Source organism: Sporosarcina soli (genome assembly GCF_042655805.1).
Classification (GTDB): domain Bacteria; phylum Bacillota; class Bacilli; order Bacillales_A; family Planococcaceae; genus Sporosarcina; species Sporosarcina soli.
Genome location: NZ_JBHSNO010000005.1, coordinates 1,245,010 through 1,270,874, shown reverse-complemented (window position 1 = coordinate 1,270,874; position 25,865 = coordinate 1,245,010). Strand labels below are relative to the sequence as shown.

Genomic DNA, 25,865 nt, shown 5'->3' with positions numbered 1-25,865 from the left:
CGTCCTGAATGAAAGTGCCTTAATTTCTGCAAAAAACCGCAGAAATACGGCAAATCAAACCCTTCGCTGTTTGATTGGCAACGCCTGAGTGACCAACATCCTGTTGGCCCAAGCCTCCGGCGGATGTCACGGATTTTGAAAGGAGTTAATTGAGCAAGCTCAATTCAAAATCCGGACGCAATAACGCCGAGGCGTTATTGATAATCCCTACAGTTTATCAATTACTTTTGTTAGTTTTTGAAGTGCGGATAATAAGTTTGTTAATTCTTCGGGTGATAAAATCGCATAATATTTTTCGGAAATCTGCTGCATAAATCTTTCCATTTCTATTTTATAAAGCAATCCTTTTTCGCCTAATTCAACTGAAAATGTACGCTTATCTTCAGAATGTTGCTTTCTATAAATATAACCATCAGTTTCAAGTTTTACTAACTGTTGGCTGATAGCACTTTTGGTAATATTCATTTTTTCTGCTAACTCTGTAGGAGTGGATGATGGATGACGAATAATTAATGTTAATAACGTATATTGCTGATTATTTAATTGGAAATTCGTATAAGCTCTTTCTTTTGTTTCAAGTAACAGCCATAGTTCTTCAAGTGTTTGATTAATTTTGTCAGGTAGGTTTTCATTTTTCATCTTTTTGTTTACCACCTTTTCTTCTCCAATTTTTTGGGTTGAACTTACTTTTATATTTGGTCACCATTTCTTTGCCGACAAAGGCAACACCTATCAAAAAAAGATTTCTCCCACTACTATACATGCTGTAATAACAGTGGCCTTTATGTGAGTTGGAAATGGGGTAAATGGTAAGATAGCAGCAAATCCCCATAGTATCGGATATAGGATTAGAAGTCCTATTCCAAGTTTAAAAAGGAGTGGTTTTTTTGGCTTATCTCCGTTTGAAACTATCTCTTTTTCCAATTTCAAACCTCCTTCGATTTAGTTAAGTTAACTAAACTAAATACCGAATCCTGTTTGATTACAAGACTTTAACATTTCATAATTGAGCTATCCTGCTCCGATAGTTCATTAATCTCTGTTATAAAAGTTCAGGGAATTGGATTGTGATATAATGTTTACTTTAGAATCCAAAATAGGTTCGGGCTATTTTTTACATTAAACATGTTAATATATTTCGTCATAATCTAGGAGTAGTATATGAAAAAAATATTGGTCATTATTAATATTTTACTTTTTCTAATAATCGTTGTTATTGGTTGTACAATTTATTTGATATTAAAATCTGATGAACAAATAAATAATGAAGAGGAAATCAAAGGTATTACTGAAGATTATCAAAAGCCTACTGAAAAATACATAGAGTATGTATATGGTATTATCGGTGAATTAGATCGCCGATTTACTGTATCTGCCAATGTAGCTTATGATTATCAGGATGGAAAACTTACAAAAGAAGAAGCTCTAGAAAAAATTGGAGAGAATGTGTTATATACCATTAACGCCCATGACACTTATGTTCCTTATGATATTTCTAGTCTTTCACCTTCAGACCAACTATTAGCGAAAAAAATGGAAGTCGTCACTGAACAGCTTCTTGATTTGTACTTTGAGATACAACTTTATATCCAGAATGTGATTGATGATGAGGTGTATTTAGATCCGTCGGAATTTCCTTCAACCATTGGGATGGAAGTGACAGACTTAATTGAAGAATTGAATGGATATCAGGATCAAGTATTAGACAGGTAATTGAAGCGATTAACGTCATGAAACAGAATCGGGGGGACGATTTTCAACTTGGCGTATTAGGCGAGGCTGACTTGCAACATGAGGGTATACGGTGAGTTTGCTCCCTATACCAAACTGAAATAGCATGTTCATAATGTCAGTTGTACTCATCATCTATAACACGGGCCCACACGACGTAGGTCATGCAGACGTTGCCGCAGAACGCGGCGTTTTAAGTCTGCTATTCCTTTTTTAAAAAAGGAGTGCCAACCGCCCATCCGCTTTATGCAACTGCTGTTCTTAGTTTAGCATAATTTCGGTAGGCTGTAATGGATCTAGAACAAATGAATAGCAATATCCTATAACAAAGAATCCGGCCCCTCGGCTAAGAAATCAATTAGAGGGGGCGGATTTTTTTACAACCTATTCGAAAGTGGGAGCAGGCGCAGAATAGGGTGGATCTCTTTCTTTTCGGGTTAGTTGAATAAGTGAATTAATCAGTAGGCTTAATTTTACCCCATATATACCATGGTAATTTGTAATCCATTTTCTTACCTTGTTTGCTAGTTTTATCTGTTACTTTCCAATTACCATCTTTCTTTTGTACTTGATAATTTACATTTGTCCCATCAGACTTTTTAAAGAGTATATAACCTGTATTGCCTTTTATAAAGGTTACAGGATCAATAACATTTTTGTTGGGGATTTTTCTCTCAGGAAGCAATATGTTGATTACGATTTCTTCCCCAATATTAAGAAGGGATTTAAATTCATTATTTATTTCTGCTTGGTATTGCAATTGATTGAATGTGTGAGAAGTGTAAGACTCTAAATTCAAATTAAACGACTGTTTTATATCTGAAAGTGTTGCTTTATAAAATTCATTTATATCCTTTTCTAATTCATCGCCCTCATGTTGAAAACTAAGGGGTTTAACCCCAAATGGACTGATATTAAAAGTCATTGTTTCCTTACCATAAGGAGGGTCATGTGCATGTTCAAATGTTGTGACTTGGACTTCTGCATTAAAATCAAAACTACCCTCATGCTCTCTTGTAATACTCAGAATTTTAACATCCTCATATTGTTTGGGATAGCCATAATAATTAATAATTTCTTTGTCTACGGAGGGGAATAGTGTTGTAATCAAAGTATCATAAATAAGTTTATAATCAGGTTGCTCACTTCGGGCATCAAGATTTCCTGAAGTTAACAAAAGATCCTTGTATAAGTCCTCATTCGAGGGGAGGTCCGCAACCACTTGATGGTTATTCATATGGATACTAAGAAGAACAAAAGATAGTATTACCAGGAATTTCTTCATCGAATGCTCCTTAAGATATATTTAACTTGCTTCAGCAGAAGTCCCCCACTTCTATAGGTGGTGGGATGAATGCTAGAAATGCATTCCATTCAGTGGGGGTTCAAACCCCGGCTGAATCAAGTTAAGCCTCCGGCGGATGTCACGGATTTTGAAAGGAGTTAATTGAGCAAGCTCAATTCAAAATCCGGACGCAATAACGCCGAGGCGTTATTGATTTAAAGAGTATTTTTCCCAGAAGTCATTAAATTATTCTTCATCTGAACTGTCCTTTAGTTGAACAGGAAAAAGAGCCGTCTAAGCTGCTCAACAAAGAAGATCGCTCCATTTGAATAGCATAATCGGAAGTCTCAAACCTTAGTTAGTTAAATAATAAAGTAAAACGGCTATTAGAACACTGGGTAAACCAAGAAGCATTGAGTTTAATGTAATTCTGTTTCGTTCCTTCCTGTCTTCTGCTGATTCAGTAGCGAAATTTGCCCTCATTCTGTCTCCACTTACAATTGAACCAGACATTACCATCGAAATACCGATAAAGATGAAACCTATACTTCCTGTAAGCAAATAAGCTTTTTCAATTCCCCATAGAAAAATTGATATTAAAATTCCGATTAGTGATAAACCTATTCCATACAGAAGATACCTCAAGTTTCTCACCCCTCAACTTAATTATACGGTTAACCATCAATTTCGTTTCATCCTCTGTGGTGTAGCGCAAAATTAGAGCTACACCACAGAGGATGAAAATGTCTACAGAACGTGTATTGAATACTGCGGCTGGGAGAGGAAGATCGATCAACAATGGTGCCATGGAGTTCATCCTTTTGTCTGACTCCAACGACTTGGGCTTCAATTGAATGACAAAGGCACTCCTGAATAATCTGCATCGCTACCTAACATACAGAAGGGGGTAGATAGCTTTCGTGAAGTTTCCATCCTATGCAAATGACAACAAAATAGTCGAATTCCTGTATGGCAAGGAATTCGACCCTTCATTTTCGTTCCTGTATAGTACCAGTTAGTTCAACAAGGTTTCAGTATTTTTTCCAGTACAATAGGACCTGTTTTCTTGGTCGTTGTATTGACTGTCCGAACTTTCATGCGAGTAGGTCGCATCATAGGCGAAACTTCATCCAAATTACCGGCCCAAGTAGTTTCTCCATAGTTACTTACTGGGGACAATGGGAAAATCCAACTGATTTCCTTTGGGATATACGCTAATACTTCATAACCATCATAATCCCCGAAACTAGATGGTTCTGGTAAATGGAGGGCATGAACACTTAGACTTGTTCGTTCATCGTTGAACTTTCTTTCAATATTATAGATCAGTGCTACTCCTCTGGCATTTTTAGGTGCGCTTTTTGTTGGTTCAAGTATTGCTGAACAAGGTGGTAACTCTTCGATTTTATTTTCAGAGTGTGTTGGTGAGGAGAGAATTACTAAAACGAAGATAAGGCTAAAAAGCAATTTTTTCAATTCGGATCCTCCATAAATTCGATTAGTATTATTATTCCCCCAAACACCATATTTATTGTATTCAATCGTTCGTTGTTGAACTAACCCGCAACTTTGGTCGAACAAAAAAAGAGCTGTCTAAACAGCTCAACGATCTTCGAGTAAAGCACCATTGGAGAAAAAAGTGACGCTTCTACAACAATCATGCCCAATAGTGGAAAACTAATGCGGATTATAGAACCGTTACGTTATCAATGGACATTTCTTCGCCATTCACTAGCACCAGAATTGTGTCGTGCTTCGAGTCAGTCGTTAAATAATATACATTCCGTTTTATATTTTCATCATGTGGATTCAGTTCGTTAAATAGTATATTTACTACATTGTTTTGTGGGTCTAAGCCGGACTCTATTTCTCCGTTTGAATGAAAAATAACATAAGTACCTTTTGCACCATCATTAATGATTTGGAGTTTGAAATCGGAATCAATATGCTCTTCAATGTTTTGAGGTACATTTTCAATTTCACTAAAACTCAATGTTGACGAATTACAAGCTGACAAAATCAACACAACAAAAAAAACTGAAGCAAACATTTTTTTCATGCCTTCACCTCGTATATTAGTAGTCATTAAGACGAATTACGTGGAACAGAACCTTAATTTTCGCTAGTTTCCGCAGAAATTAAAACAGCTTTTTTATTTTTGAGAATTTCGTAACTGATAAAATAATCTTTGTTTTCTTCAAAAGTAAAATCATTAGTGGAGGAAATATCTATTTCTGTGATTTCTCCTCCCCAATTTTCTATGACGATTGAATTCTTATTTACTTCATTAACAATTGCAAACTCTGCAACTGTAGTATTGCTACTACCAAACAATAAAGAGCCGTCTAAGTAGCTATATGATCTTTCACTAAAGCACCAGTTGAAGAAGCAAATTTTCTTCTATTACAATTATCATAGCCATATTAAGTAGAAAAAAATTAAATTAACTTCCCCGTTTTGGATAAGATAACAAGAAAAACTGAGGTTGATTTTGTTTGGAGAAAAACATTACTAATTGTGCCAATAATAATGATTTTACTCATAATGACAGTACCTAGATAATCTATTTAATGATCAGTTCCTTAATCGTTATATAAAGTCGCCTTGCTATATCCATTATATGAGTTCTGATATTTTGTATTTCATTTAAACTAGAAATCTTTATTTGAAGTTCTGCTATTCCTTTTAAATTTCTGGTTTTTATATCCTCTTTTTCTATATCAAAATCTTGCATAAGCTTATTTGTAAAACTAGTTATTTTATCGTTATTTTTTTTCCCAACATAAAATAAAATTTTAATCCTATAACTTCTAATGGAAATTAAATACTGATTCAAGGCCCAAATAAAATCCTCTTTTTCAGAATCATAATGGCTTGGATCTCCAAATTGTTTGGCTTGCCCACAATGTTGACAAATTGCTAGATAACGGACATGACGTACACCGACACCTGGTTGTTCAACATTCACAAAAACTTCATAGGGGATATACACATCCTGTGAACAAAAACTACAAATAACGGGCTCATTAAAAATCGTAATACGACTTTTTTGGGGGCGTAGAGATTCATCCATACCACTCATTCTTTTGTCACTTCCGTGTATTCAATAATAGTTACATGTTGTTGTAACGTATGATCAAATCGATTCTTTTCTTGAAACATCCGGATATCACCACATGATGTGCAGGAAAATGTTTGCAATGTGAGCTGTTCTGTTACTGGTTCCTCTAAAGGATTTAAATCCATATAAACTTCACGATGCAGAAATTCATCGTGCTGACAAAATAAACAAATTAGCTGCTTGTCACGAATTTTTATTCGATACGTTCCTCTTCTTCTGACCATTCCTTCACCCCTAAATCAAAATACTACCTTTACTACGTTTGAAACGAATGGGGGTTCCAATTTTAAGTAAATTCTCTATTTGTAATAAGAAAAAAAGGCTTTACTCCTTCTTGAAGTAAAGCACCCGTTCAGTTTAAGAACAGCATATTACAGCCTTTTCCATTTCTTTTTCATTTACTAAAACGCTACCATTATCATCAATAATAAAGTCAATCTTGGCATTAGTAAGCCTTTCTATCGCTGAATCAATGCTTTCTTGAGTTTGCGTTGATGAATCAACCCATACGTCATAGCTTTTTTCTTGCGAACAGCCTATTAAGAGAACACTAATTACGGTAAAAAGAATAAATGATTTTTTCAAAAACCCACCTCTTTTATTATAGTTAGTAACCGCATAGAATTTAACGCCATGGGTGGAAAAAAGTTCCTAAACTAAACAGCCCCTTTGGTTCAACAAAAAGAGCCGTCTAAGCAGCTCCGATCTTCAAGTAAAGCACCTGTTAGTTGAAGAAACTCTAACGACTATGTAACAGGTTATTTAATTTAATTAATGCTTCATTTATTTCTTTTCTTAGTTGTTGTTCTGATATTTCGAATGTAGTCTCTTGTCCAGGAAGGCAATCATGCCAGTAACAATCTGCTGATTCAAATACCCCATTCAGAATTTCAAATAAGGGTTTGGCCATTATATCATCCGATTCTTTAAACACTTTAAAATATTGTGTTTGAAATTCATCTGCTGATAACTTCTCTTCTAAAAAATCCACCATCAATTTTTTGTATTTGTTTACGTCCATTTTTCCCCCCCATAATAAGTAACTTTTAATTTTCTTCTCTCTACTGCTTTCTTATTATACTAACCCCTTTAGTAAGATAAGAAAAGGGTGTTTAACCCCTAATTGAGCTGAGGTTTTATTGTGCTAATTGGAGAAAGTAATTCCTTATATCTGTTGGCAATTCATCAACTGCAAGCACTTCTAATTTTTTTGTACCTGGTGAAGTCATGACCACAAAAGTTCTTTCGTCATATTCAAAAAAAGTGAATTGACCTACACGATTTGGAGACGTATCCAAACTATTTATAAATTCAAAATCCGCTTCCTTGAAATTATCTTCATACCCATCTAACATTAACTTCTTTGCGTCTTCAAAGTCATCTGCAAATGAAATTGCTTTAATAAAACCACAATTCCAACAAATAAACCTATCCAATGCTTCCTTTTTTATTGCATATTCACGCCTTCAATTATAAGTATAACCTTTTTCTTTTGATAAATTAGTAGTGATATAGTTTTAGGTTTATTATCTGAGTATCTACTGTTCTCATAATGGTAAAAAGCACTAGTTTAAAAATTCATTAATGCTAGCACTTTCGTTGCGTTTATTGTTTCAATTATAGCGGTTATAATAGAAGAACTAGAATTTTGCGAATATGATTCAACGGAGGTGAGGATCCATGAATGCTGTGATGACCTATGCCAGTGGAAGGGATCCATTGCAACGATATGATGCGGTCCGGCGTAAAAATGCGGAAGCCGCTTATGATCGCCATGCCCGTTACAACGGGGAAAACCAGAAAGTGTTGAAGGAACTTGATGCTTTATTGACAGGTGATAGCGGACCTGCCGCCACGACCCAATCAGATCGTCAACCCCCTCAAACACTTGACGCCGGTCAAGTGAAACAAGTGACGTTTCCGGTGGGGAAGACGCTCGAGGAGACGATCGATTTGTGGCGAGGTGTGCGGGCGGATGCGCTGTCGCAGATGGAACCGTCCACCGCGGATTACCAGCTTGCTGCAACCGCTTCGGCGAAAATCATGCAGACCGAGGCACAGATTGCACTGGAGAAACGGGCGCAATCGGAAGTTGAAGCGGAACTGTTCCATGAAGAGTTGCAAACGGCTAGCGTGGCATCCGGGGACCTTCCCTCTCTTGACCGGGAAGTGCTCCTACTGCAGAAACGATATGATCAAGCCATTTCGTCGTACTCTTTCCATGTACAGATGAAACGAAATGGGTTTGAAATCGAACGTCCGAGTTTTTATAAAATCGCATAAATGATCCGAGGAGGTTGCCTGCCAATGGCGACCTTTTCATATTTGGAAAAGGAGTTAATAGTCCATGGCAAAACAACAGAAAAAAGTGAAAACCAATGCGGTACGCATTTTAGATGGAGAAGGGATTCCTTACGAGCTTAAAACGTACGAGGTCAATGACGGATTGCTCGATGGCGTTTCCGTGGCGGATAAGACCGGTCAGGAAATGGAGACGGTTTTCAAGACGCTCGTGACGATTACAGGGCCCCAAGAACTTTTTGTTTTTCTAGTGCCCGTCGCCAAAGAGCTGGATTTAAAAAAAGCGGCACGGGCGGCAGGAGTGAAAAAACTGGAGATGCTCCCGCTGAAAGAGCTGACAAAAGAAACGGGTTATATGCGGGGTGGCTGTTCGGCGGTCGGGATGAAAAAGAAATATCCGACATTCATTGATCAGTCCGCTGAAAAGCTAGACTATATGATTGTCAGTGCCGGAAAAATCGGCTTGCAGATGAAACTGTTACCGGAACATTTGGCACAAGTGACGGATGCTACATTTCATGATGTACTAAAAGAGTGAGAGGATGTCTGAGAGTTAAAGAGAGAAGGGCGTGTATGAGAAAAGTTTTATTATGGAGATGGGCCTTTTATTTGGTTGGGATGCTTGTCCTTTCCCTAGGGATCTCCATGACTATTAAAGGGCAAAGGCTTGGCATTGGACCTTGGGATGTCCTGCATGTAGGGTTATTCAAAAACTTCGGATTGTCAATTGGCACGTGGAGCGTTTTGACTGGGTGTATCATTGTCATCTCTACGGCTGTTGTGTTGAGGGAATGGCCGAAAATCGGCACATGGTTGAATATGGTGTTGGTCGGGGCTTTTATCGATTTATTCAACTGGATGATTCCCGATATGACTGCGATTTGGGCGCAAATGATCATTTTTGCGGGAGGAATTATCGTACAAGGAATCGGGGTTGGCATTTATATTTGTCCGAATATCGGCGCTGGCCCACGCGATAGTCTGATGCTTGTACTCGTCCAAAAAACAGGTGCCAGTGTAAAGAAAATCCGGACAACGATCGAAGTTTGTGTGGCCATTATCGGTTGGTTATTCGGCGGACCGATCGGCTTTGGGACGGCACTGATTGCATTGTTTTTAGGGCAGGTCGTCCATTATACCTTGCCGCAATGCCGGAAGCTATTAGTTAAAATCATCCATGAGGAGAATGAAAGACTACTATACTGAAATTTTTTTGAAGCATAGGCGATGGAGCCGTGCTTTTTTTTATTGACTGGGCATAGGCTAATCGTATGTAGAGAAAGGATGATGTGCATGTATGGAACAATAACCCAATATATGGGGACAGCCTATACAGGTCTTGGAATCTCCCATAAGTACGATAAATTGATTGCCAATGCGGCCAAAACGGTTTTTCTGAAATGTCCTCCTACCAATACCCTTTCCGATGTGTTAAATGAAACGGCTGCACTTTATCTTAAACGGGGGTTTGACGTTGATAAATTCATGAGTCCTATTCAACCGGATAAAACGGATGCAATCTATGTGAATGGACCGAACTTGCTTGTTTTACAGGCATCGCATCCTGTTGCCCTCGAACCATCGGATTTGGGTGGCAAACATTGCGTCATCAGTTTTTATGATATGTACGATGAAAGTCTGCTGCGCGAGAAAAATGGTGTCATCGTCGAAAAGCTGTCGGAATCGGAAACCGCACTCGAAAAAGCACTCCAGACACTATCTGAAGCGAAGAAGATCCATGATGATTGGGAAGCGGTCAATATCGAGCGCATGATGTGGGAGTTCCATGAAGAACGCATACGAGCTTTGAAAGAAGAGCTGTTTGGCAATATTCGATTGAATAAGTCGGCAGGTGTTTCCCATCGGTTGATCGGTTCATTGACTTCGGCAGGGGCGCAAGATTTCATTCCATCGATTACTAGAGATTTGGAGCGGCGCATGCTCATTAAAGGACTGCCGGGAACAGGGAAGTCGACGCTGATGAAAGCGGTGGGCGCTGAAGCGGAAGAGCGGGGATTCGATGTGCTCTACGGTTGGTGCGGCTTGGATCCGTCCGGTGTCGATCTCATTCAAATCCCCGAACTGTCGGTTTGTCTTTTCGATGCGACCAAACCGCATGCGTATGATCCTGAACGTACGGGAGACGAAATTCTCGACCTCGTGCAAATGTGTGAGGAAAATAAAGAAGCCGATGAAAAGATTAACGTGATCAGTGGCATCTATGCCGAAAAAATGCTCGATGCTTCCGGTTATATGCAGGCCTATGCACAGGCTGAAAATAGTATGAAAATCACGATGGATACCGCTGTTAAACAGCCCGTCTTTGAAAAGAAAGCGATCGCGTTATTGAATTTGATCTGACTTCATTCCAGAGGGGTCGTATGTTACTATGGAGGCATCACCTGTTTGAAAGGAAGATTCCATTGTCTAACATACTCAATACTTTTTTAACGGAAAATTTAGCAGAGCTCCGCAATCAAGGACTCTACAACGAAATTGATCCAGTAGAAGGCCCGAATGGCCCGAAGATCAAAATCAAAGGAAAAGAACTGGTGAACTTATCTTCCAATAATTATCTTGGCCTTGCGACGGATGAAGACCTAAAAAAATTAGCGATTGCAGCGACTGAAAAATACGGTGTCGGTGCAGGGGCGGTCCGGACTATTAACGGAACGCTTGATATACACGTGGAATTGGAGAAAAAACTGGCGGAATTCAAAGGGACGGAAGCGGCAATTGCCTACCAATCGGGCTTTAACTGTAATATGGCGGCTATTTCTGCGGTCATGACGAAAAAAGACGCCATTTTGTCCGATGAGTTGAATCATGCTTCCATCATCGACGGCTGCCGCCTGTCTGGTGCAAAAATTATCCGTGTCAATCACCAAGACATGGATGATTTACGAGCAAAAGCGAAAGAAGCGACAGAATCAGGTCTATATGAAAAAGTGATGTACATTACAGATGGCGTCTTTTCGATGGACGGCAACATTGCGAATTTGCCGGAAATCGTTAAGATCGCCAAAGAATTCGATTTGATCACCTATGTGGATGATGCGCACGGTTCGGGCGTCACTGGAAAAGGGAAAGGGACTGTGAAACATTTCGGTTTGGAAAAAGAGATCGACTTCCAAATCGGTACACTTTCCAAAGCAATCGGTGTCGTCGGCGGTTATGTAGCGGGTTCCCAAGACTTGATTGATTGGCTGAAAGTCCGTTCCCGCCCATTCTTGTTCTCAACAGCACTCCCGGCAGGCGATGTCGCTGCTATCATGGGCGCGCTCGATAAGATTACAGCGTCCACAGAGCTGCATGACAAACTATGGGAAAACGGAAACTACTTAAAAGAAGGACTTGCAAAATTAGGCTTCGATATCGGTGTATCTGAAACGCCGATCACGCCATGCATTATCGGTGAGGAGAAGTTAACACAACAGTTTTCAGCACGTCTGGCGGAAGAAGGCGTCTACGCAAAATCGATCGTCTTCCCGACAGTTGCCAAAGGAAAAGGCCGCGTCCGCAACATGCCGACTGCAGCCCATACAAAAGAAATGCTCGACGAAGCGCTCGCGATCTACGAAAAAGTAGGAAAAGAGCTCGGCGTCATTTCATAATTACGAGAAATCCTGGATAGCCTATGTGCTGTTCGGGATTTTTTGTTGAGGCAAAGTTCAAAGAATCATGCGCATTTTTACTGAAACGAACACATACTAAGATAAACGAAAAATTGTTGAAATTTCCTATTCAAGCGTACTCACTGGAAGAAGTTGTTTTTCACTATAATTTTGTTGTGTTTTTGGAGAGAACGAATTATAGTATATTAAGGTTATAATTAAAGGGTTTTATATTGAATATAAAATTAATGTCCTTCCTAAATATACATATGTTTAAAGTGAGGAGCAGTTGAAAATGAAGAAAATCATGGTAACAGGCGCGCTTGGTCAAATCGGTTCAGAGTTGGTTGCGAAGCTTCGCGCGGAGTACGGTTCGAATAATGTATTGGCAACGGATATACGGGTATCGGATAACAGGGAAGAGGGGCCGTTTGAAAGACTTGATGTGACTGATGCGGATAACATGCACGCGCTTGCAAAAGATTTCGGGGCGGATACGATGATGCATATGGCTGCTTTATTGTCTGCAACTGCGGAGAAAAATCCATTATTCGCTTGGAATCTCAATATGGGCGGATTGATGAATGCGTTGGAAGTATCCCGTGAACTGGATTTGCAATTTTTCACACCGAGTTCAATCGGCGCTTTTGGACCGTCCACGCCAAAACAAGGGACACCGCAAGATACGCTTCAACGCCCAACGACGATGTATGGGGTTAATAAAGTTGCAGGGGAATTGCTCTGTGATTACTACTTCCATAAATTCGGGCTAGACACACGGGGTGTCCGGTTCCCGGGACTCATTTCTTATGTAGCACATCCAGGCGGAGGAACGACCGATTATGCGGTTGATATTTATTACAAAGCATTGCAAGAAGGAAAATACACATCCTATATTGCGGAAGGCACCTATATGGACATGATGTATATGCCGGATGCGCTGCAAGCGATTGTTGATTTAATGGAAGCGGATCCTTCAAAACTCGTTCACCGCAACGCATTCAATGTCACGGCGATGAGTTTCGAACCCTCTCAAATTGCAGCCGCCATCCGTAAACAAATTCCAACCTTCGAAATTGACTACGACGTCGACCCGGAACGCCAAGCCATCGCTGACAGCTGGCCCGACGCCATTGACGCAACCGCAGCAGTGGAGGAATGGGGCTTCAAAGTGGACTATGATTTAGACAAAATGACAGCCGATATGCTGGAAAAATTACAATTGAAACTGAAAGCTTGAAAAGAAGGCCTCGGAACTGGTTCCGAGGCCTTAACTTTATGGAAGGGGGTGTATTCTGTACTTTTGGGGCGCTCATAATCTACTTTAAACGATCAAACTACCGCTGGCATGCTCATAACTTGCTTCAAGCGATCATGCAAAATAGTGTGCGCTCAAACGAGGAAGTAAGTGCTCATAATTTGCCTCAAGTGATCAAAGCGTGAAATGAGTGATCAAAGTTATATTCAAGTGATCAAAGCCCGAAGTGTGCGCTCAAAGTAATCTCCAAGTGATCAAAGCTCGAAGCGTGCGCTCAAAGTAATCTTCAAGTGATCAAACGAGTTAGAGATTGCTCATAGCTCGCATCAAGCGATCAATCAAAGTAGTGGGGGCTCATAGTTCGTTTCAAGTGATCATACAAAACTAGCAAGCGCTCAACCCCAATTCGAAAGCGCTCATAACCTCCCACCAAGCGCTCAATCTCCACCCACAACCGATCACAACTCCAACTCAAAAAGCCTCCGCAACAATGTGCGGAGGCTTTTGATTTCCAATTTAAAATACAAGATGTGCGACACCTGCTACGATTGGTAGTGCAATAAGTGTACGCAACAAGAAAATGAAGACGAGGTCCAAGAAGCTGATTGGGATTTTTGATCCGAGCAGGAGACCACCGACTTCGGACATATAGATGAGCTGAACCACAGAAACTGTGGCGATGACGAAAAGGGTCATCGGTGATGTAATGGAGCCGTCCGCTAAAATGACGGGTAGAAACATGTCCGCAAATCCGACTACCATTGTTTGTGCGGCTTCGGCAGCTTCTGGAATCCCGAGGACAGTTAAAATCGGTTCGAACGGTTTTCCGAAAAACTTGAAGACGCCTGTATATTCCGCAAGAATGAGTGCGACCGTTCCGAATGCCATGACGACAGGAGCGACGCCGATCCACATGTCTAGCACATTTTTCGAACCATCTGTGAAAATTTTTCCGAGGTTCCGACTTTTGTCGGCCGTTTTCAGTGCATTTTCAAGACCGTGACTGACCACGTTATAGCCTTCTGGGAGCCGTTCTTCGTCACCTGTAAACGGTCTTCCATCAACATACTCATTTTTTTTGCCGGCGAGTGGATAGATGCGCGGCATGATAAAGGCCAAGAGCAGTCCCGTGAAAATGACGGTTGCGTAATATTGTGGGAAGTAGGAAGACAAGCCCACTGTATCGATAATGACAATCGAGAAAGTAATGGAGACGACGGAAAAAGTGGTACCGATATTCGCCGCTTCCCTTTTTGTATAAAAGCCTTCCTCATATTGTCTACTTGTCAATAAAACACCGATTGTTCCATCGCCGATCCATGACGTCAACGCATCAATGGACGAGCGACCCGGCAACTTGAAGACGGGACGCATAATTTTCACCATCATCGTTCCGAAAAATTCAAGCAATCCGAAATTCAAGAGCAAGGGCAATAGCATCCCTGCAAAGAAAAATATCGTGAATAAAAAGGCTACAAGCCCATCTGATGACAGAAGTAATCCGCCCGTATTTTCACTCCAAACGGCTTCAGGTCCGATTTGGAATGTCACCATTACTGCAAATACAGCGCCGAGGGCACGTGTGATTGTCCAAAACGGTGAAACTTTAAATAGACTGACGACAAACGACGGTTTTGCGTGATCCGTTTTTACGAATAAAAACAACACGGAACCGATCGCTGCAATGACGATCACAATGAGAGCAGCCATTGGCATAATAGGCTCAACGACAGACGATAATAGATCAGCTAACTTCGCAATGGGGACTTTCCATTCTTCCCCAAACTTTAATGGAATCATAAACAAAATGACACCGATAATCGACGGAATCAAGAAATAGAACCAAGTGGATAATGAAAACTTGTTCACAGTATGCCTCCTACTAAATTCAACGAACGAAATGTATAACTTGAATATTTATACATACTAGCCTTTTTCCAGCGCTTTGTAAATAGTACCTCATCTATTTCCATTTTTAAGTCTATTTAGTATATAGAAAAGCGCAGGACGCCTGCCTATTAGAGGCACGCAGTCTAAGGGCGCGGCGTCCTGAAAGAAAAGTGCCTTAATTTCTGCAAAGAACGCAGAAATATGGCAAATCGAACCCTTCGCTGTTCGATTCGCAACGACTGCATGATCCGCATCGTGCGGACCTCAGGCATAAGACGGAAAAAGAAGGCAGTCTAGAACCGCCGCGTCCTGCGGCAACGACTGCATGACCTACATCCTGTAGGCCTCCGAGGTGTTTTTTGCCTCACAGCCAAAATGGCTTTCAAAGCTGCCAGCCTAAGTTCGCCACTTCCTGTAAGGTGCCTTAATTTCCGCAAAAAACGCAGAAATATGGCCAATCGAACCCTCCGCTGTTCGATTGGCAACGGCTGCCTGACTCACTTCCTGTGAGCCTCAGAGCGTCTGGCGTCCGGAGCCTGGACAATTGAAAAAAAGTTGCAACCAATAGGATTGCAACTTTAGCAGGCGATTATTCGAAGTCATTCGACCATTGATAACTGTAGAAGCGTTCGTTGTTGAGCCATTTTAGTGTCTCTGGATCTTGATCCGCCAATTTTTTCTCTGTTTCGCGCATCATCCAAACGGTTTGGGATGCGTGAGCCTTTAATGTGGCGAGCTTCTTGTCCGCCATGGCGGAAACATCATGGATGATATCCGGTTGACCGAGCACTTCGACGGTGTTGTTGGCAAAAGCGAGTGTGTAGAGGGCTGGCCGCTCTGTCTCCGGGATCCGTCTTACTGCGCGTACGACCGCTCGTGCTGTCGCATCATGGTCAGGGTGAACGGCTAGGCCGGGATAGAAAGTGATGACAAGTGACGGGTTGGTTTCGTCGATTAAATCAGTTATGAGTTGTACCATCTTTTCATCATCTTCAAATTCAATTGTTTTGTCCCGGAAACCCATCATGCGCAAGTCTTCGAGACCCATTGCTTCGCATGCCTTTTGGAGCTCTTCTTTCCGGATTTGAGGCAATGTTTCACGGTTTGCGAATGGGGGATTACCGAGGTTCCTTCCCATTTCTCCGAGTGTCAGGCAAGCGTAAGTGACGGGCACTCCCATTTCGCGATAAGAAGCGATGGTGCCGGAGACGCCGAATGCTTCGTCATCGGGATGGGGGAATACAACGAGTACGTGACGTTCTTTTTTGATCATGCATCTATACCTCCTTAATAAGTGAACGGTGTTTCGCTAATTTCAAGCGCCACCGCCAGTTTTCCGTCGCTGTCCAGTCCGGCCATGAGGAGCCGTCCATATTCGTCGAGCTTATAATGGGTGATTCCTTGAGCGTAAATCCAGCCGGACGGCAATTTCAAGCCGATGCGGTGTGGCGAATCACCCGCCACTTTTCCGAGTTCATATTTGACCACGATATTGCGGATGAACGCCCCCGCATTGAAAAATCCTTCATTGATATGCGTGGCATACGAGCCGTTTGTCGTTTCAAGATGGATATAGACATCTTTATTGGCAAATGAAGTAATTAGTTCCTGTAAATGATCAGGTTTTACTTTTTTCATGCAAAAAATCCTCCTTTACACTGCTACATAGCTTCTTACTAGTATATAGAAGATAAACGTCGAATGCGATTCAGGGGGCTTGAGAGGGGAGGCAATCAAACTACTGCTAAGTGCAATCAAACCTTCAACACATGCAATCAAACTACTGCCGAGTGCAATCAAATTGAAAAAAGGCCGAGAAATCAATTCCCGGCCGCTTGGATGACTTATACTTCAGTTGTTGTAATTTCCGGGGCACCGAATCGGTTTTTAGCACCGTGCATAACCGGGCCAACATAGTCGTTCAGTTTCCAGCCGTTTGCAATCGCAGCTGAAACGAATTTTTTCGCTTCGAAAACCGCATCGCTTACTTCGAGGCCGTTGGCAAGATTCGCCGTAATAGCCGCTGCGAATGTACAGCCTGCACCATGGTTGTAAGGTGCTTCCGTTTTTTCTGCTTCCAGCAATGTGAATGTATTTCCATCATAGAATAGGTCTGCCGCTTTGTCATGATCTAGCTGCTTTCCGCCTTTGATGACAACGTTGCGTGCGCCCAATGTGTGGATTTTCTGTGCAACTCTTTTCATATCTTCGATGGTGCGTGGCGTTTTCATCCCCGCAAGTTGACCTGCTTCGAACAGGTTTGGTGTGACGATTTCCGCTTTCGGTAGCAGGAATTCCACCATCGCGTCGACAGTTCCTGGATTGAGGACTTCGTCTTCCCCTTTACATACCATCACCGGGTCGATTACAACATGGTCAAGGCCTGATTCCGCAATAGCATTCCCAGCCGTTTCAATCACTTCTTCTGTGCTCAGCATGCCTGTCTTAATGGCATCGATGCCTGTCGAAAGAGCTGTTTTGATTTGGGCTTTCAACACGTCGATCGGCAATGAGTACACGCCGTGCGACCAGTTGTTATCGGGATCCATCGTCACGACGACAGTCAAAGCCGTCATGCCGTATGTTCCGTGCTCTTGGAATGTTTTCAGGTCGGCCTGGATTCCCGCGCCGCCTGAAGTATCTGAACCTGCGATTGTTAAAGTCTTTTTCAACGTCATAGTGGGAACTTCTCCTTTTATCTGGAATAAACACTGATTTCATCTTATCAAATAAATCAAAAATTACAATTGTCGAATATTATCCGCTTGTATCAGTCGAATAATGGAATACGTGAGCAAGGCGGCAATACTGAAAATGACGATGGCAGCGATTAGATGTCCATTTATCAAAAGCCCAACAGAAAGGGCAAACAGCACAGTAATGGCAATGCCGAAAAGAACAAGAAAAACGATCAAACCGGCATTTTTAGTGCGTTCTGATAAGTTGTTTTCCTGTTTTGTGGCTTCTGCTATTTTTTTTAATTTCTCCTGTAATTGCCAATTTGCCAACTTGAACACCCCTCTACCATCGTACCATTCCTTTCTAGTTGTTTGAACGGAAATTTTCCTATACTCTTAATGTAGAAGATATTGTCGGAGAAAGGGGAAAAGAGGGTTGAGATGGCGAAAGATAAGAAGCTGGAAGAAATAGAGCAATTGTTGAAAGAATTGAAAGCGTCCAAGGAAGAGACCGCTGTGACGATGGATACGGTGAGAAGGCGTCCATTCGGTTTTTGGCGTGGATGGAAACTGTTATTTTCAATGTGGAAACGAACCTACCTGATCATCGCGCTCCTCATTTTGCTACTGATCCTATCGTTGCCATTTGTGGCATTTTATATGTTGAAACAAGGCAGTACATTTACCGAACAGAAAGGTGTGTTCCTTGAACAGATCCAAGACTTGAAAGAACTGGCAACCGCAGAAGCGTATACGAAAGTGATCATCGAACGGCAAGATAATACGTTGTTCGGGCAAAGTATCGGCCTGAATCTGCCGGGGACGAAACGGCAGTTACTCGTCGTCATTCCGGGCTCGGTGAAAGCGGGCGTCAATCTAGCCGAGCTGACGGAAAAAGACGTGACCATCGATGAGGAGAACAAGACGGCGAAGCTGACATTGCCGCCCGCCACTTTTTTAGGAGGGGCCGAAATTTACTTTGATCAAGTCGAAGTGTACTCGTATGAAGGGCTGTTCCGTGAAAAAGCGAATATCGAAGAAGCGTACGAGCTTGCGGCAGAAGCGAAAAAGCTCATCTTAGAAGAGACAGCCGGACAAGGTGTGTTACGCATGGCACAGCACAATGCAGAAAAAACATTGCGCGAGATGTTTTCATTCGCAAGCTATGAGGTAACGATTGAATTCAAGGAGTCGAGGAATGTTGAGTAAAAATTTTTTCGGGAATGATTGGGATACCATTCTAAAAGACGAATTCGGGAAGCCGTATTATTTGCAACTGCGTCAGTTTTTGAAAAAAGAATATACGGAACAAATCATTTATCCGCCGATGGACGATTTGTGGACTGCTTTCAAGCTAACCCCTTACAATGATGTGAAAGTGGTCATTTTGGGGCAAGATCCTTATCACGGACCAGGACAAGCGCATGGGCTCAGTTTTTCTGTGAAGCCCGGCGTGAAAATCCCACCTAGTTTGCGAAATATGTTCAAAGAAATGGAAGCGGATATCGGTTGCCGGATTCCGGGAAATGGTACGCTTACAGGTTGGGCGGCACAAGGGGTACTGATGATGAATACGGTTCTAACTGTGCGACAAGGAGAGGCGCACTCGCATCGAGGACAAGGATGGGAAAACTTCACAGACGAAGTCATCCGCCAGTTGTCGGAACGGGAACAGCCGATCATCTTCATCCTTTGGGGACGCCCTGCGCAGGAGAAGAAAAAATTGATTGATACAACACGCCATGCCATCATCGAATCCGTCCATCCGAGCCCGCTCTCCGCAAGCCGAGGATTTTTTGGGAGCCGCCCTTATTCAGCAGCGAATCGGATTCTGGAAGCGTGGGGGGAAACGCCGATCGACTGGTGCCAAACAAGTCTCAGCCATTGACGTGAACAGTCCGGCTGTGAAAAGAGGTGATCCGCGATGCCGGTGAATTGCTTTCAATGTCGCCATTTCTTTGTGACATGGGATCAACGGAATCCGCGCGGTTGCAAAACATATGGCTTTAAAACGAGGGAAATGCCGTCTATGGTCGTCAAACGATCTTCTGGCATGGACTGTTTGAAATTCGAACAGAAGAAAAGGGAGGAAAGACGATGATTCCTTATAACCGGATTATGGAAGAAATGGAGCGGCAATTGCATGTAGCGAAACGATCGGGCGATGAGCAATCAATGCGCGAAGCGTTATCTGCTATCCGATCACTTTGCGAAGTCGCGCTTGGCGGGGAAGTGAGGCGGGAAGAGAAGATTGTCCCGAGAATGCTACCAACCAGTCAAACTGCTCAATCCATTTCTTCACTGGAAAGCAAGCCGCTCGTGGAAGAAGATGCAAATGGCGGTTCGATTTTTGATTTTTGATAGGTGGAAAGTCTTTGTTCGCTGATAAAGCTGGCTAAAGCGCTGATAAATGATGTGGGAGCGCTGATATAGTGACCCGGAGCGCTGATATTGCCGGTGGGAACGCCGATATTCTTAAAATCACAAGAAAGTAGGAGAAATCATGCCATTTTTCATTATTGCAGGAGCTGTAAACGCAGCGATTGCCGTTGCATTGGGAGCATTCGGTGCGCACGCACTCAAAGAAAGACTATCCGAACGCTATTTAGCCATTTGGGAAACCGCAGTTCAGTATCAAATGTTCCATGCGCTTGGATTGATCGCCATCGGGATTCTGATGAGCTCATCGCTGCTTGGCGCGACGACGCAACTCAGTTGGGCAGGATACTTGTTGCTTGCCGGAATTATCTTTTTCTCGGGTAGTCTTTATATTTTAAGTCTGTCCGGCATCGGGGTTCTTGGTGCCATCACACCGATCGGCGGCGTTGCGTTCATCGTTGGATGGATTATGCTCATCGTGGCAGCTGTCAAATATACACAATGAATGCAAAAATCTTCCGCATGCCAGATCAGGCAGACGGAAGATTTTTTTATTCACGGCTGTTGTGGGAAGTATCTCACTTCTTGATCGAACTCGGCATAATCGAAATAGATCATCGGGAAAAGGAAACGGTGTCCCGTTGCTTCATCACTTAAAATGACATGGTCACGGCCTGCAGCTTCTACCATACCTCTAACCGTTTTTGTATTTTTACCACTATCCAACGCATGCTCGAATGAAAAGTGGAAAGTGCCAGGAAGTCCTCTGTTTAAACGTAAAATATTCTCGATGTATGATTCTTCCCGGCCAGGTATGCCAGGAGGCCTCCCGCTCGGAATTGTCACTTGTGGCGGTGCGACATGTTGATTTTGATAGGTAGGATTCCAATAATATTGGACCATTTCTTCATCCTTTCCAAGTTAAATTTAGATCATGGGGCAGTCTTGCGTCGTTGGAGAATAGAAGCAGTGCGACTTGAATCTACCTGTGTTCCATTGGTTATACCATTGGGCAGGACAATCTCCCGCAGGCATGAAAAACCATAAGGAACGTTCTCCAGGGGTGAAGCGTTCGCCGTTGATGACGCGTCTTGCTAAGTTTCGATCATGCTCACGGGCACGTTGGTAAAAGTAGCTTTTGGTTGTCGCTTCAAAGCCTCCTGGACGTTGGAAAACCATCTGTTGCAACGTTCGGATATCGCCGAAATCGAGACAGTCCGCGCGTACACGATTCACCCCGACATTGCCGACTAACAGCATACCTAAATTTCCATCCCCCTCCGCTTCGGCGCGCATCAGGCGTGCAAGCAGATCCAATTCAGCATCCGTGTACTTAATCACTGCCACGGCACAACCCCCTTGCATTCACCATATGCAGCTTGGTCATCCATCATGACCTGAAAGATTAATTTCGCCTCGGCGAAATTAAGGCACACTCCTTTTAGGACGACGCGAACTTAGACTGCCTTCTTTAACTCCTTTCAAAATCTGTGACATCCGCGGGCCTACAGGATGTAGGTCATGCAACCGTTGCCAATCGAACAACGAAGGGTTCGATTTGCCGTATTTCTGCGTCCTTTGCAGAAATTAAGGCACTTTCTTTCAGGACGCGGCGAACTTAGATTGCCTTCCATTCTTCGTTCAGCGGGCGTTTGAACATTCACTAAACAAGAAACAAAACTAGATTCATCTCGCCACATAATGAGATGAGATCATTTGCTGAATGAAGATAAAAAAACGGTAAGCTGGCCGAGGCCAATTTACCGTTTGGTTATAGCTGAATTAAGTTAGATTTGGAAGAAGGTTTCTTTTTTATCGCCATCCAAAATCGTCCCAACAAAGAATGAACCGAATTCGCCGTAGCGTGCACTCACTTCGTCAAAACGCATTTCGTAGACAAGTTTTTTGAATTGAAGAACGTCATCTGAGAACAATGTGACGCCCCATTCGTAGTCGTCAAAGCCGACAGAACCTGAAATGATCTGTTTCACTTTACCTGCATAGCTGCGACCGATCAGGCCGTGACTACGCATCAGTTCTTTCCGCTTGTCCATATCAAGCATGTACCAGTTGTCTTCGCCATCACGCTTTTTGTCCATCGGATAGAAACAGATATACTGGCTGCGTTGCAGTTCCGGATACAGACGTGCACGGACATGCGCGTTTTGGTATGGATCTTCATCCGATTGACCTGCTAGATAGTTCGACAATTCAACGACCGAAACATAAGAATATGCCGGAATCGTAAAGTCCGCAATAGCGAGTTTGTTGAATTCGGTTTCCAGTTCTTGCAGTTCGTCCATTGTCGGACGTAATGTCATCAGCATGAAGTCTGCTTTTTGTCCAACGATTGTATAGAAAGCGTGTGCGCCTGTTTTTTCATCGTCCGCTTTTTGAAGTTTTTCAAGATAGGCCAAAAATTCATCTACGGCTGCTTGGCGTTCTTCTTTTGACACTAATTTCCATGATGCCCAGTCCATCGACCGTAAATCATGTAAAACATACCAACCATCGAGTGTTTGTGCTGCTTCGTTCAAATGAATTCATATCCTTTCACAATGAATTTATTTCTACACCCAGTGTAGCATAGTTCGCGGAAAGAACGCCTCTAATAAGCCCGTTGTCACGAATTTGCCATGAAGTCTCCTACTGTTATCAGATCGGAAAATCGTGTATGCTAGAAAAAGAAATCATTCGGGAAGGCGGACATAAAATGACAGATTTATTCACAAGTATAAAAGAGAAATTGAGTGGTCGTGACAAGACGATCGTGCTTCCGGAAGGAATGGATGTCCGTGTTCTGCAAGCGGCGTCACGGCTGCATCAAGAGGCGCTTGTGAAGCCGATTCTTTTAGGGAATGAAACCGAAGTGAAGCAAGTAGCGGCCGAGGCCGGGATTGATAGCACGGGGATTGAAGTGATCGATCCTGCCGGCGTTTCTTATTTCGAAGAACTTGTTGAAAAGTTTGTCGAACGCCGTAAAGGAAAAGTGACAGGGGAACAAGCGCGTGAGCAACTGACAGATGTCAATTATTTTGGCACGATGCTTATTTTTACAGGACGGGCGGATGGCCTGGTCAGTGGTGCGGTTCATTCGACGGCAGATACGGTGCGGCCTGCGCTTCAAATCATTAAGACGAAGCCGGGCGTTTCGCGGACGAGTGGTGCGTTCATCATGATGAAAGAGGAGGAGCGTCTCGTCTTTGCGGATTGTGCCATCACCGTTGCACCGACTTCCCAGGAGCTGGCGGAAATCGCAGTTGAAAGCGCCAAAACGGCTAAATCATTTGGCATCGAACCGCGTGTAGCGATGCTGAGCTTTTCAACGCAAGGATCCGCAGTGACGGAAGAGACTGAAAAAGTGTCGAAAGCGGCAGAAATCGCTCGATCGCTTGCGCCGGAATTGACATTGGATGGAGAGTTCCAGTTTGATGCAGCGTATGTACCGGCTATCGCGGCGAAAAAAGCGCCAGATTCTGTCATCCAAGGAGATGCGAATGTTTTCGTTTTCCCATCGCTGGAAGCGGGGAATATCGGCTATAAGTTGACGGAGCGCCTCGGGGGATATGAGGCGATTGGTCCGATCTTGCAAGGCCTGAACGCGCCAGTGAACGATTTGTCACGCGGCTGCTCCGCAGACGATGTGTACAAGCTCGCCTTAATCACGGCTGCGCAAAGCCTATGAGTAGGAGACGTTGATATGTCATATTATGAATCATTTTTGACCATCCCCGAGTGGCGTTTCGTGGATGAATCGATGACTTCACGCGCACGCTCTGCGTTGGAATCGTTTGCGATGGATGACACGCTCTGTCATCTTGTTGGGCAACAGATGAGCATGCCGACCATTCGCACGTGGATTCATTCTCCAACAGTGGTCCTCGGCATCCAAGATCATCGGTTACCGCATATCGGAGACGCCATTCCGGTGTTGGAAAACGCAGGCTACAACGTCATCGTACGCAACTCAGGCGGCTTGGCGGTTGTGTTGGATGAAGGGGTGCTGAATCTATCGATTGTCCTTTCGGAACAGGACTCGGCGATCGATATATCGACTGGTTACGAAGTGATGCTCGCCTTTATCCGCATGCTTTTTCCAGAAGTGGGCGATCGGATCGAAGCTTATGAAATCGTCGGCTCCTATTGTCCCGGCACCTATGATTTGAGCATCGACGGCCGTAAATTTGCGGGCATTTCCCAGCGCCGTTTGCGGCAAGGCATCGCTGTTCAAATTTATTTATGTGTTGAAGGAAGCGGGGCAGAGCGTGCCGAAATCATCCGGGATTTTTACGATGTCGGTTTGCAAGGGGAAGAAACGAAATTCACTTACCCATCCATCAAACCGGAAGTCATGGCTTCCCTCTCCGAACTATTGGCGATGCCACTCACCGTAGGAGAAGTCAACATCCGAATCCAAATGCTATTGCGCCAGTTGGCCGAAAACATTGTGATGAGCGGTTTAGATACAGAAGAATTGGAACTTTATACATTCTATTTAACACGCGTCCTCGAACGAAATAAAAAAATGCTTACACGTTAATCAATTACGCCTCGGCGTAATTGCGTCCAGATTTTGAATTGAGCAAAGCTCAATTAATTCCTTTCAAAATCTGTGACATCCGCGGGCCTACAGGATGTAGGTCATGCAACCGTTGCCAATCGAACAGCGACGGGTTCGATTTGCCGTATTTCTGTGTTCTTTGCAGAAATTAAGGCACTTTCCTTCAGGACGCGGCGATCTTAGGTTGCCTTCCATTATTCGTACAGCGGGCGTTTGAACACCCGCTAAATAGGTAAACAAAACTGCAAACACTCGCCACCTATAGAGGTGGGGGGTCTTCTGTAGCTGACGCTTCGCTTTCAGTACAAAAACGTTTGCTGAATGAAGATAAAATAGTGCAATCGGTCTTCAATTGAAAAAAACCGCTGATCAATGATTCAGCGGTGGTTCTTTAGAAACAAGGTTTCCGTTTTGTTCCATTTTGAAAATGGGTGCACTGCGATCGGCGTCGTCATCCAGTGTAACGAGACGACGAGCGCGGTTCATGATTTGAACGAATTGTTCATAATCGGCGCGCAATGTTTTGTTTTCTTGCTTGAGCTTTTCAATCTCTTTTTCAAGACTCTCATTTTTTTCATTTGCTATTTTAGCGGTTTGTCTCCAACGAAGAGATTCCGAATCGCCAGCGCCTGTATGATGCAGACGAACGAGATAAGCGATCACCGTATCTAGCGACAATGCCGATAGGGGAACAGGGGTCTTCTGGTCCTCTTCTCCACCTTGTGAAGGTGTGTATAGCTGCTGTCCGCGGCGTTTGAAATCTTTGCCGAGAACGCGCATTGCCTGCTTGCGCTCTTTTTTTGCTTCCGCCAGCTCTTTTTCATAGTCGCGTCGGACGACGGCATTCCATCTGAATCCGCAAGCGGCTGCTGTTCGGTTGAGCAAATCACCGACTTCTTCGAACGCGCTCAGCTGTGTACTTCCTTCGCGGACATGCCGCAACACCGTCTCTGCCAATAGAGTGTCATTTTCTTCAATCCAAGCATCCTGTCTAACTTTCACCATTTCCGTGCCTCCTGCCATATGTTCATAGTTTCTTTCTACGGT

The 25,865-nt window shown here is 43.1% G+C and carries 34 protein-coding genes; 13 read left to right on the top strand and 21 right to left on the bottom strand.

Annotated elements, in window-relative coordinates; all coding sequences use genetic code 11:
- Positions 1 to 207: 207 nt before the first annotated feature.
- On the bottom strand, positions 208 to 639 hold the full coding sequence (locus tag ACFPRA_RS10145; RefSeq protein WP_381433609.1) for a MarR family winged helix-turn-helix transcriptional regulator: 432 nt from the start codon (positions 637 to 639) through the stop codon (positions 208 to 210).
- A 93-nt stretch (positions 640 to 732) separates the two neighbouring features.
- Entirely contained in the window at positions 733 to 924 is a 192-nt protein-coding gene (locus ACFPRA_RS10140; protein ID WP_381433606.1) for a transporter suffix domain-containing protein, read from the bottom strand.
- 237 nt (positions 925 to 1,161) lie between these two features.
- Here ACFPRA_RS10140 and ACFPRA_RS10135 point away from each other — a divergent pair, with 237 nt between their 5' ends.
- On the top strand, positions 1,162 to 1,713 hold the full coding sequence (locus tag ACFPRA_RS10135) for a hypothetical protein (protein ID WP_381433604.1): 552 nt from the start codon (positions 1,162 to 1,164) through the stop codon (positions 1,711 to 1,713).
- Between the two features lie 472 nt (positions 1,714 to 2,185).
- Here ACFPRA_RS10135 and ACFPRA_RS10130 read toward each other — a convergent pair whose 3' ends face one another.
- From ACFPRA_RS10130 to ACFPRA_RS10085, 10 genes are all read right to left on the bottom strand, one after another.
- Positions 2,186 to 3,016, bottom strand: a complete 831-nt coding sequence (locus ACFPRA_RS10130) for a DUF3888 domain-containing protein (RefSeq protein WP_381433601.1) — start codon at positions 3,014 to 3,016, stop codon at positions 2,186 to 2,188.
- A 354-nt stretch (positions 3,017 to 3,370) separates the two neighbouring features.
- Positions 3,371 to 3,670: a DUF5316 domain-containing protein gene (locus ACFPRA_RS10125; protein ID WP_381433600.1), complete on the bottom strand. Its 300-nt coding sequence runs from the start codon at positions 3,668 to 3,670 to the stop codon at positions 3,371 to 3,373.
- 366 nt (positions 3,671 to 4,036) lie between these two features.
- Positions 4,037 to 4,492 (bottom strand): YoqH family protein, encoded by a 456-nt coding sequence (locus ACFPRA_RS10120; RefSeq protein ID WP_381433598.1) that lies wholly within the window; start codon positions 4,490 to 4,492, stop codon positions 4,037 to 4,039.
- Positions 4,493 to 4,703: 211 nt separating this feature from the next.
- Positions 4,704 to 5,075: a peptidylprolyl isomerase gene (locus tag ACFPRA_RS10115; protein ID WP_381433596.1), complete on the bottom strand. Its 372-nt coding sequence runs from the start codon at positions 5,073 to 5,075 to the stop codon at positions 4,704 to 4,706.
- Between the two features lie 53 nt (positions 5,076 to 5,128).
- Positions 5,129 to 5,350: a glycosyl transferase gene (locus ACFPRA_RS10110; protein WP_381433593.1), complete on the bottom strand. Its 222-nt coding sequence runs from the start codon at positions 5,348 to 5,350 to the stop codon at positions 5,129 to 5,131.
- A 229-nt stretch (positions 5,351 to 5,579) separates the two neighbouring features.
- Positions 5,580 to 6,098: a hypothetical protein gene (locus ACFPRA_RS10105; RefSeq protein ID WP_381433591.1), complete on the bottom strand. Its 519-nt coding sequence runs from the start codon at positions 6,096 to 6,098 to the stop codon at positions 5,580 to 5,582.
- Entirely contained in the window at positions 6,095 to 6,361 is a 267-nt protein-coding gene (locus tag ACFPRA_RS10100; RefSeq protein ID WP_381433588.1) for a hypothetical protein, read from the bottom strand. The genes ACFPRA_RS10105 and ACFPRA_RS10100 overlap by 4 nt, the downstream gene beginning before the upstream one ends.
- Before the next feature lie 133 nt (positions 6,362 to 6,494).
- Complete coding sequence (locus ACFPRA_RS10095) at positions 6,495 to 6,722, bottom strand: hypothetical protein (protein WP_381433586.1); 228 nt, start codon at positions 6,720 to 6,722, stop codon at positions 6,495 to 6,497.
- Between the two features lie 154 nt (positions 6,723 to 6,876).
- Entirely contained in the window at positions 6,877 to 7,158 is a 282-nt protein-coding gene (locus ACFPRA_RS10090) for a colicin immunity domain-containing protein (RefSeq protein ID WP_381433583.1), read from the bottom strand.
- Positions 7,159 to 7,273: 115 nt separating this feature from the next.
- Positions 7,274 to 7,573 carry a hypothetical protein gene (locus tag ACFPRA_RS10085; RefSeq protein ID WP_381433579.1) on the bottom strand — a complete coding sequence of 100 codons (300 nt, stop codon included), beginning with the start codon at positions 7,571 to 7,573 and terminating at the stop codon, positions 7,274 to 7,276.
- Between the two features lie 244 nt (positions 7,574 to 7,817).
- On the opposite strand from ACFPRA_RS10085, the gene ACFPRA_RS10080 reads away from it, so the two are divergent.
- The 6 genes from ACFPRA_RS10080 to ACFPRA_RS10055 all read left to right on the top strand — a co-directional run bounded on the left by ACFPRA_RS10080 (position 7,818) and on the right by ACFPRA_RS10055 (position 13,292).
- On the top strand, positions 7,818 to 8,420 hold the full coding sequence (locus ACFPRA_RS10080) for a hypothetical protein (RefSeq protein WP_381433575.1): 603 nt from the start codon (positions 7,818 to 7,820) through the stop codon (positions 8,418 to 8,420).
- A 64-nt stretch (positions 8,421 to 8,484) separates the two neighbouring features.
- A complete protein-coding gene (gene ybaK, locus ACFPRA_RS10075; protein ID WP_381433572.1) occupies positions 8,485 to 8,976 on the top strand; it encodes a Cys-tRNA(Pro) deacylase in 492 nt (163 codons plus the stop codon).
- 35 nt (positions 8,977 to 9,011) lie between these two features.
- Positions 9,012 to 9,644, top strand: a complete 633-nt coding sequence (locus ACFPRA_RS10070; protein ID WP_381433568.1) for a YczE/YyaS/YitT family protein — start codon at positions 9,012 to 9,014, stop codon at positions 9,642 to 9,644.
- Between the two features lie 87 nt (positions 9,645 to 9,731).
- A complete protein-coding gene (locus ACFPRA_RS10065) occupies positions 9,732 to 10,799 on the top strand; it encodes a hypothetical protein (protein WP_381433565.1) in 1,068 nt (355 codons plus the stop codon).
- 20 nt (positions 10,800 to 10,819) lie between these two features.
- On the top strand, positions 10,820 to 12,052 hold the full coding sequence (locus ACFPRA_RS10060) for a glycine C-acetyltransferase (RefSeq protein ID WP_370642940.1): 1,233 nt from the start codon (positions 10,820 to 10,822) through the stop codon (positions 12,050 to 12,052).
- 295 nt (positions 12,053 to 12,347) lie between these two features.
- The gene (locus ACFPRA_RS10055) at positions 12,348 to 13,292 is read left to right on the top strand and encodes an L-threonine 3-dehydrogenase (RefSeq protein WP_381433562.1); all 945 of its coding nucleotides are present in this window, start codon (positions 12,348 to 12,350) and stop codon (positions 13,290 to 13,292) included.
- Positions 13,293 to 13,826: 534 nt separating this feature from the next.
- On the opposite strand, the gene ACFPRA_RS10050 is transcribed toward ACFPRA_RS10055, so the two are convergent.
- The 5 genes from ACFPRA_RS10050 to ACFPRA_RS10030 all read right to left on the bottom strand — a co-directional run bounded on the left by ACFPRA_RS10050 (position 13,827) and on the right by ACFPRA_RS10030 (position 18,208).
- A complete protein-coding gene (locus ACFPRA_RS10050) occupies positions 13,827 to 15,179 on the bottom strand; it encodes a YjiH family protein (protein WP_381433560.1) in 1,353 nt (450 codons plus the stop codon).
- Positions 15,180 to 15,789: 610 nt separating this feature from the next.
- Positions 15,790 to 16,470, bottom strand: a complete 681-nt coding sequence (gene bshB2 / locus ACFPRA_RS10045) for a bacillithiol biosynthesis deacetylase BshB2 (RefSeq protein WP_381434861.1) — start codon at positions 16,468 to 16,470, stop codon at positions 15,790 to 15,792.
- A 17-nt stretch (positions 16,471 to 16,487) separates the two neighbouring features.
- Complete coding sequence (locus ACFPRA_RS10040) at positions 16,488 to 16,838, bottom strand: YojF family protein (protein WP_381433558.1); 351 nt, start codon at positions 16,836 to 16,838, stop codon at positions 16,488 to 16,490.
- A 206-nt stretch (positions 16,839 to 17,044) separates the two neighbouring features.
- Positions 17,045 to 17,878 (bottom strand): bifunctional hydroxymethylpyrimidine kinase/phosphomethylpyrimidine kinase, encoded by an 834-nt coding sequence (thiD, locus tag ACFPRA_RS10035; RefSeq protein ID WP_381433555.1) that lies wholly within the window; start codon positions 17,876 to 17,878, stop codon positions 17,045 to 17,047.
- 63 nt (positions 17,879 to 17,941) lie between these two features.
- Complete coding sequence (locus ACFPRA_RS10030) at positions 17,942 to 18,208, bottom strand: hypothetical protein (protein WP_381433552.1); 267 nt, start codon at positions 18,206 to 18,208, stop codon at positions 17,942 to 17,944.
- Between the two features lie 111 nt (positions 18,209 to 18,319).
- On the opposite strand from ACFPRA_RS10030, the gene ACFPRA_RS10025 reads away from it, so the two are divergent.
- The 4 genes from ACFPRA_RS10025 (at position 18,320) to ACFPRA_RS10010 (ending at position 20,762) form a co-directional block, all read left to right on the top strand.
- Positions 18,320 to 19,087, top strand: coding sequence for a DUF4230 domain-containing protein (locus ACFPRA_RS10025; RefSeq protein ID WP_381433550.1), 768 nt, complete (start codon positions 18,320 to 18,322; stop codon positions 19,085 to 19,087).
- Positions 19,077 to 19,766 carry a uracil-DNA glycosylase gene (locus ACFPRA_RS10020; RefSeq protein WP_381433547.1) on the top strand — a complete coding sequence of 230 codons (690 nt, stop codon included), beginning with the start codon at positions 19,077 to 19,079 and terminating at the stop codon, positions 19,764 to 19,766. The genes ACFPRA_RS10025 and ACFPRA_RS10020 overlap by 11 nt, the downstream gene beginning before the upstream one ends.
- Before the next feature lie 209 nt (positions 19,767 to 19,975).
- On the top strand, positions 19,976 to 20,239 hold the full coding sequence (locus ACFPRA_RS10015) for a YwdI family protein (protein ID WP_381433544.1): 264 nt from the start codon (positions 19,976 to 19,978) through the stop codon (positions 20,237 to 20,239).
- A 142-nt stretch (positions 20,240 to 20,381) separates the two neighbouring features.
- On the top strand, positions 20,382 to 20,762 hold the full coding sequence (locus ACFPRA_RS10010) for a DUF423 domain-containing protein (protein WP_381433541.1): 381 nt from the start codon (positions 20,382 to 20,384) through the stop codon (positions 20,760 to 20,762).
- Between the two features lie 50 nt (positions 20,763 to 20,812).
- On the opposite strand, the gene gerQ is transcribed toward ACFPRA_RS10010, so the two are convergent.
- From gerQ to hemQ, 3 genes are all read right to left on the bottom strand, one after another.
- The gene (gerQ, locus tag ACFPRA_RS10005; RefSeq protein ID WP_381433538.1) at positions 20,813 to 21,160 is read right to left on the bottom strand and encodes a spore coat protein GerQ; all 348 of its coding nucleotides are present in this window, start codon (positions 21,158 to 21,160) and stop codon (positions 20,813 to 20,815) included.
- 24 nt (positions 21,161 to 21,184) lie between these two features.
- Positions 21,185 to 21,604, bottom strand: coding sequence for a cell wall hydrolase (locus ACFPRA_RS10000; RefSeq protein WP_381434859.1), 420 nt, complete (start codon positions 21,602 to 21,604; stop codon positions 21,185 to 21,187).
- 440 nt (positions 21,605 to 22,044) lie between these two features.
- Entirely contained in the window at positions 22,045 to 22,794 is a 750-nt protein-coding gene (hemQ, locus tag ACFPRA_RS09995) for a hydrogen peroxide-dependent heme synthase (protein WP_381433535.1), read from the bottom strand.
- Between the two features lie 176 nt (positions 22,795 to 22,970).
- On the opposite strand from hemQ, the gene pta reads away from it, so the two are divergent.
- Both pta and lipL read left to right on the top strand, forming a co-directional pair.
- On the top strand, positions 22,971 to 23,942 hold the full coding sequence (gene pta, locus ACFPRA_RS09990; RefSeq protein WP_381433533.1) for a phosphate acetyltransferase: 972 nt from the start codon (positions 22,971 to 22,973) through the stop codon (positions 23,940 to 23,942).
- Positions 23,943 to 23,957: 15 nt separating this feature from the next.
- Positions 23,958 to 24,797 (top strand): octanoyl-[GcvH]:protein N-octanoyltransferase, encoded by an 840-nt coding sequence (lipL, locus tag ACFPRA_RS09985; RefSeq protein ID WP_381433530.1) that lies wholly within the window; start codon positions 23,958 to 23,960, stop codon positions 24,795 to 24,797.
- Positions 24,798 to 25,187: 390 nt separating this feature from the next.
- Here lipL and ACFPRA_RS09980 read toward each other — a convergent pair whose 3' ends face one another.
- Complete coding sequence (locus ACFPRA_RS09980; RefSeq protein WP_381433528.1) at positions 25,188 to 25,823, bottom strand: RsfA family transcriptional regulator; 636 nt, start codon at positions 25,821 to 25,823, stop codon at positions 25,188 to 25,190.
- Positions 25,824 to 25,865: the final 42 nt, after the last annotated feature.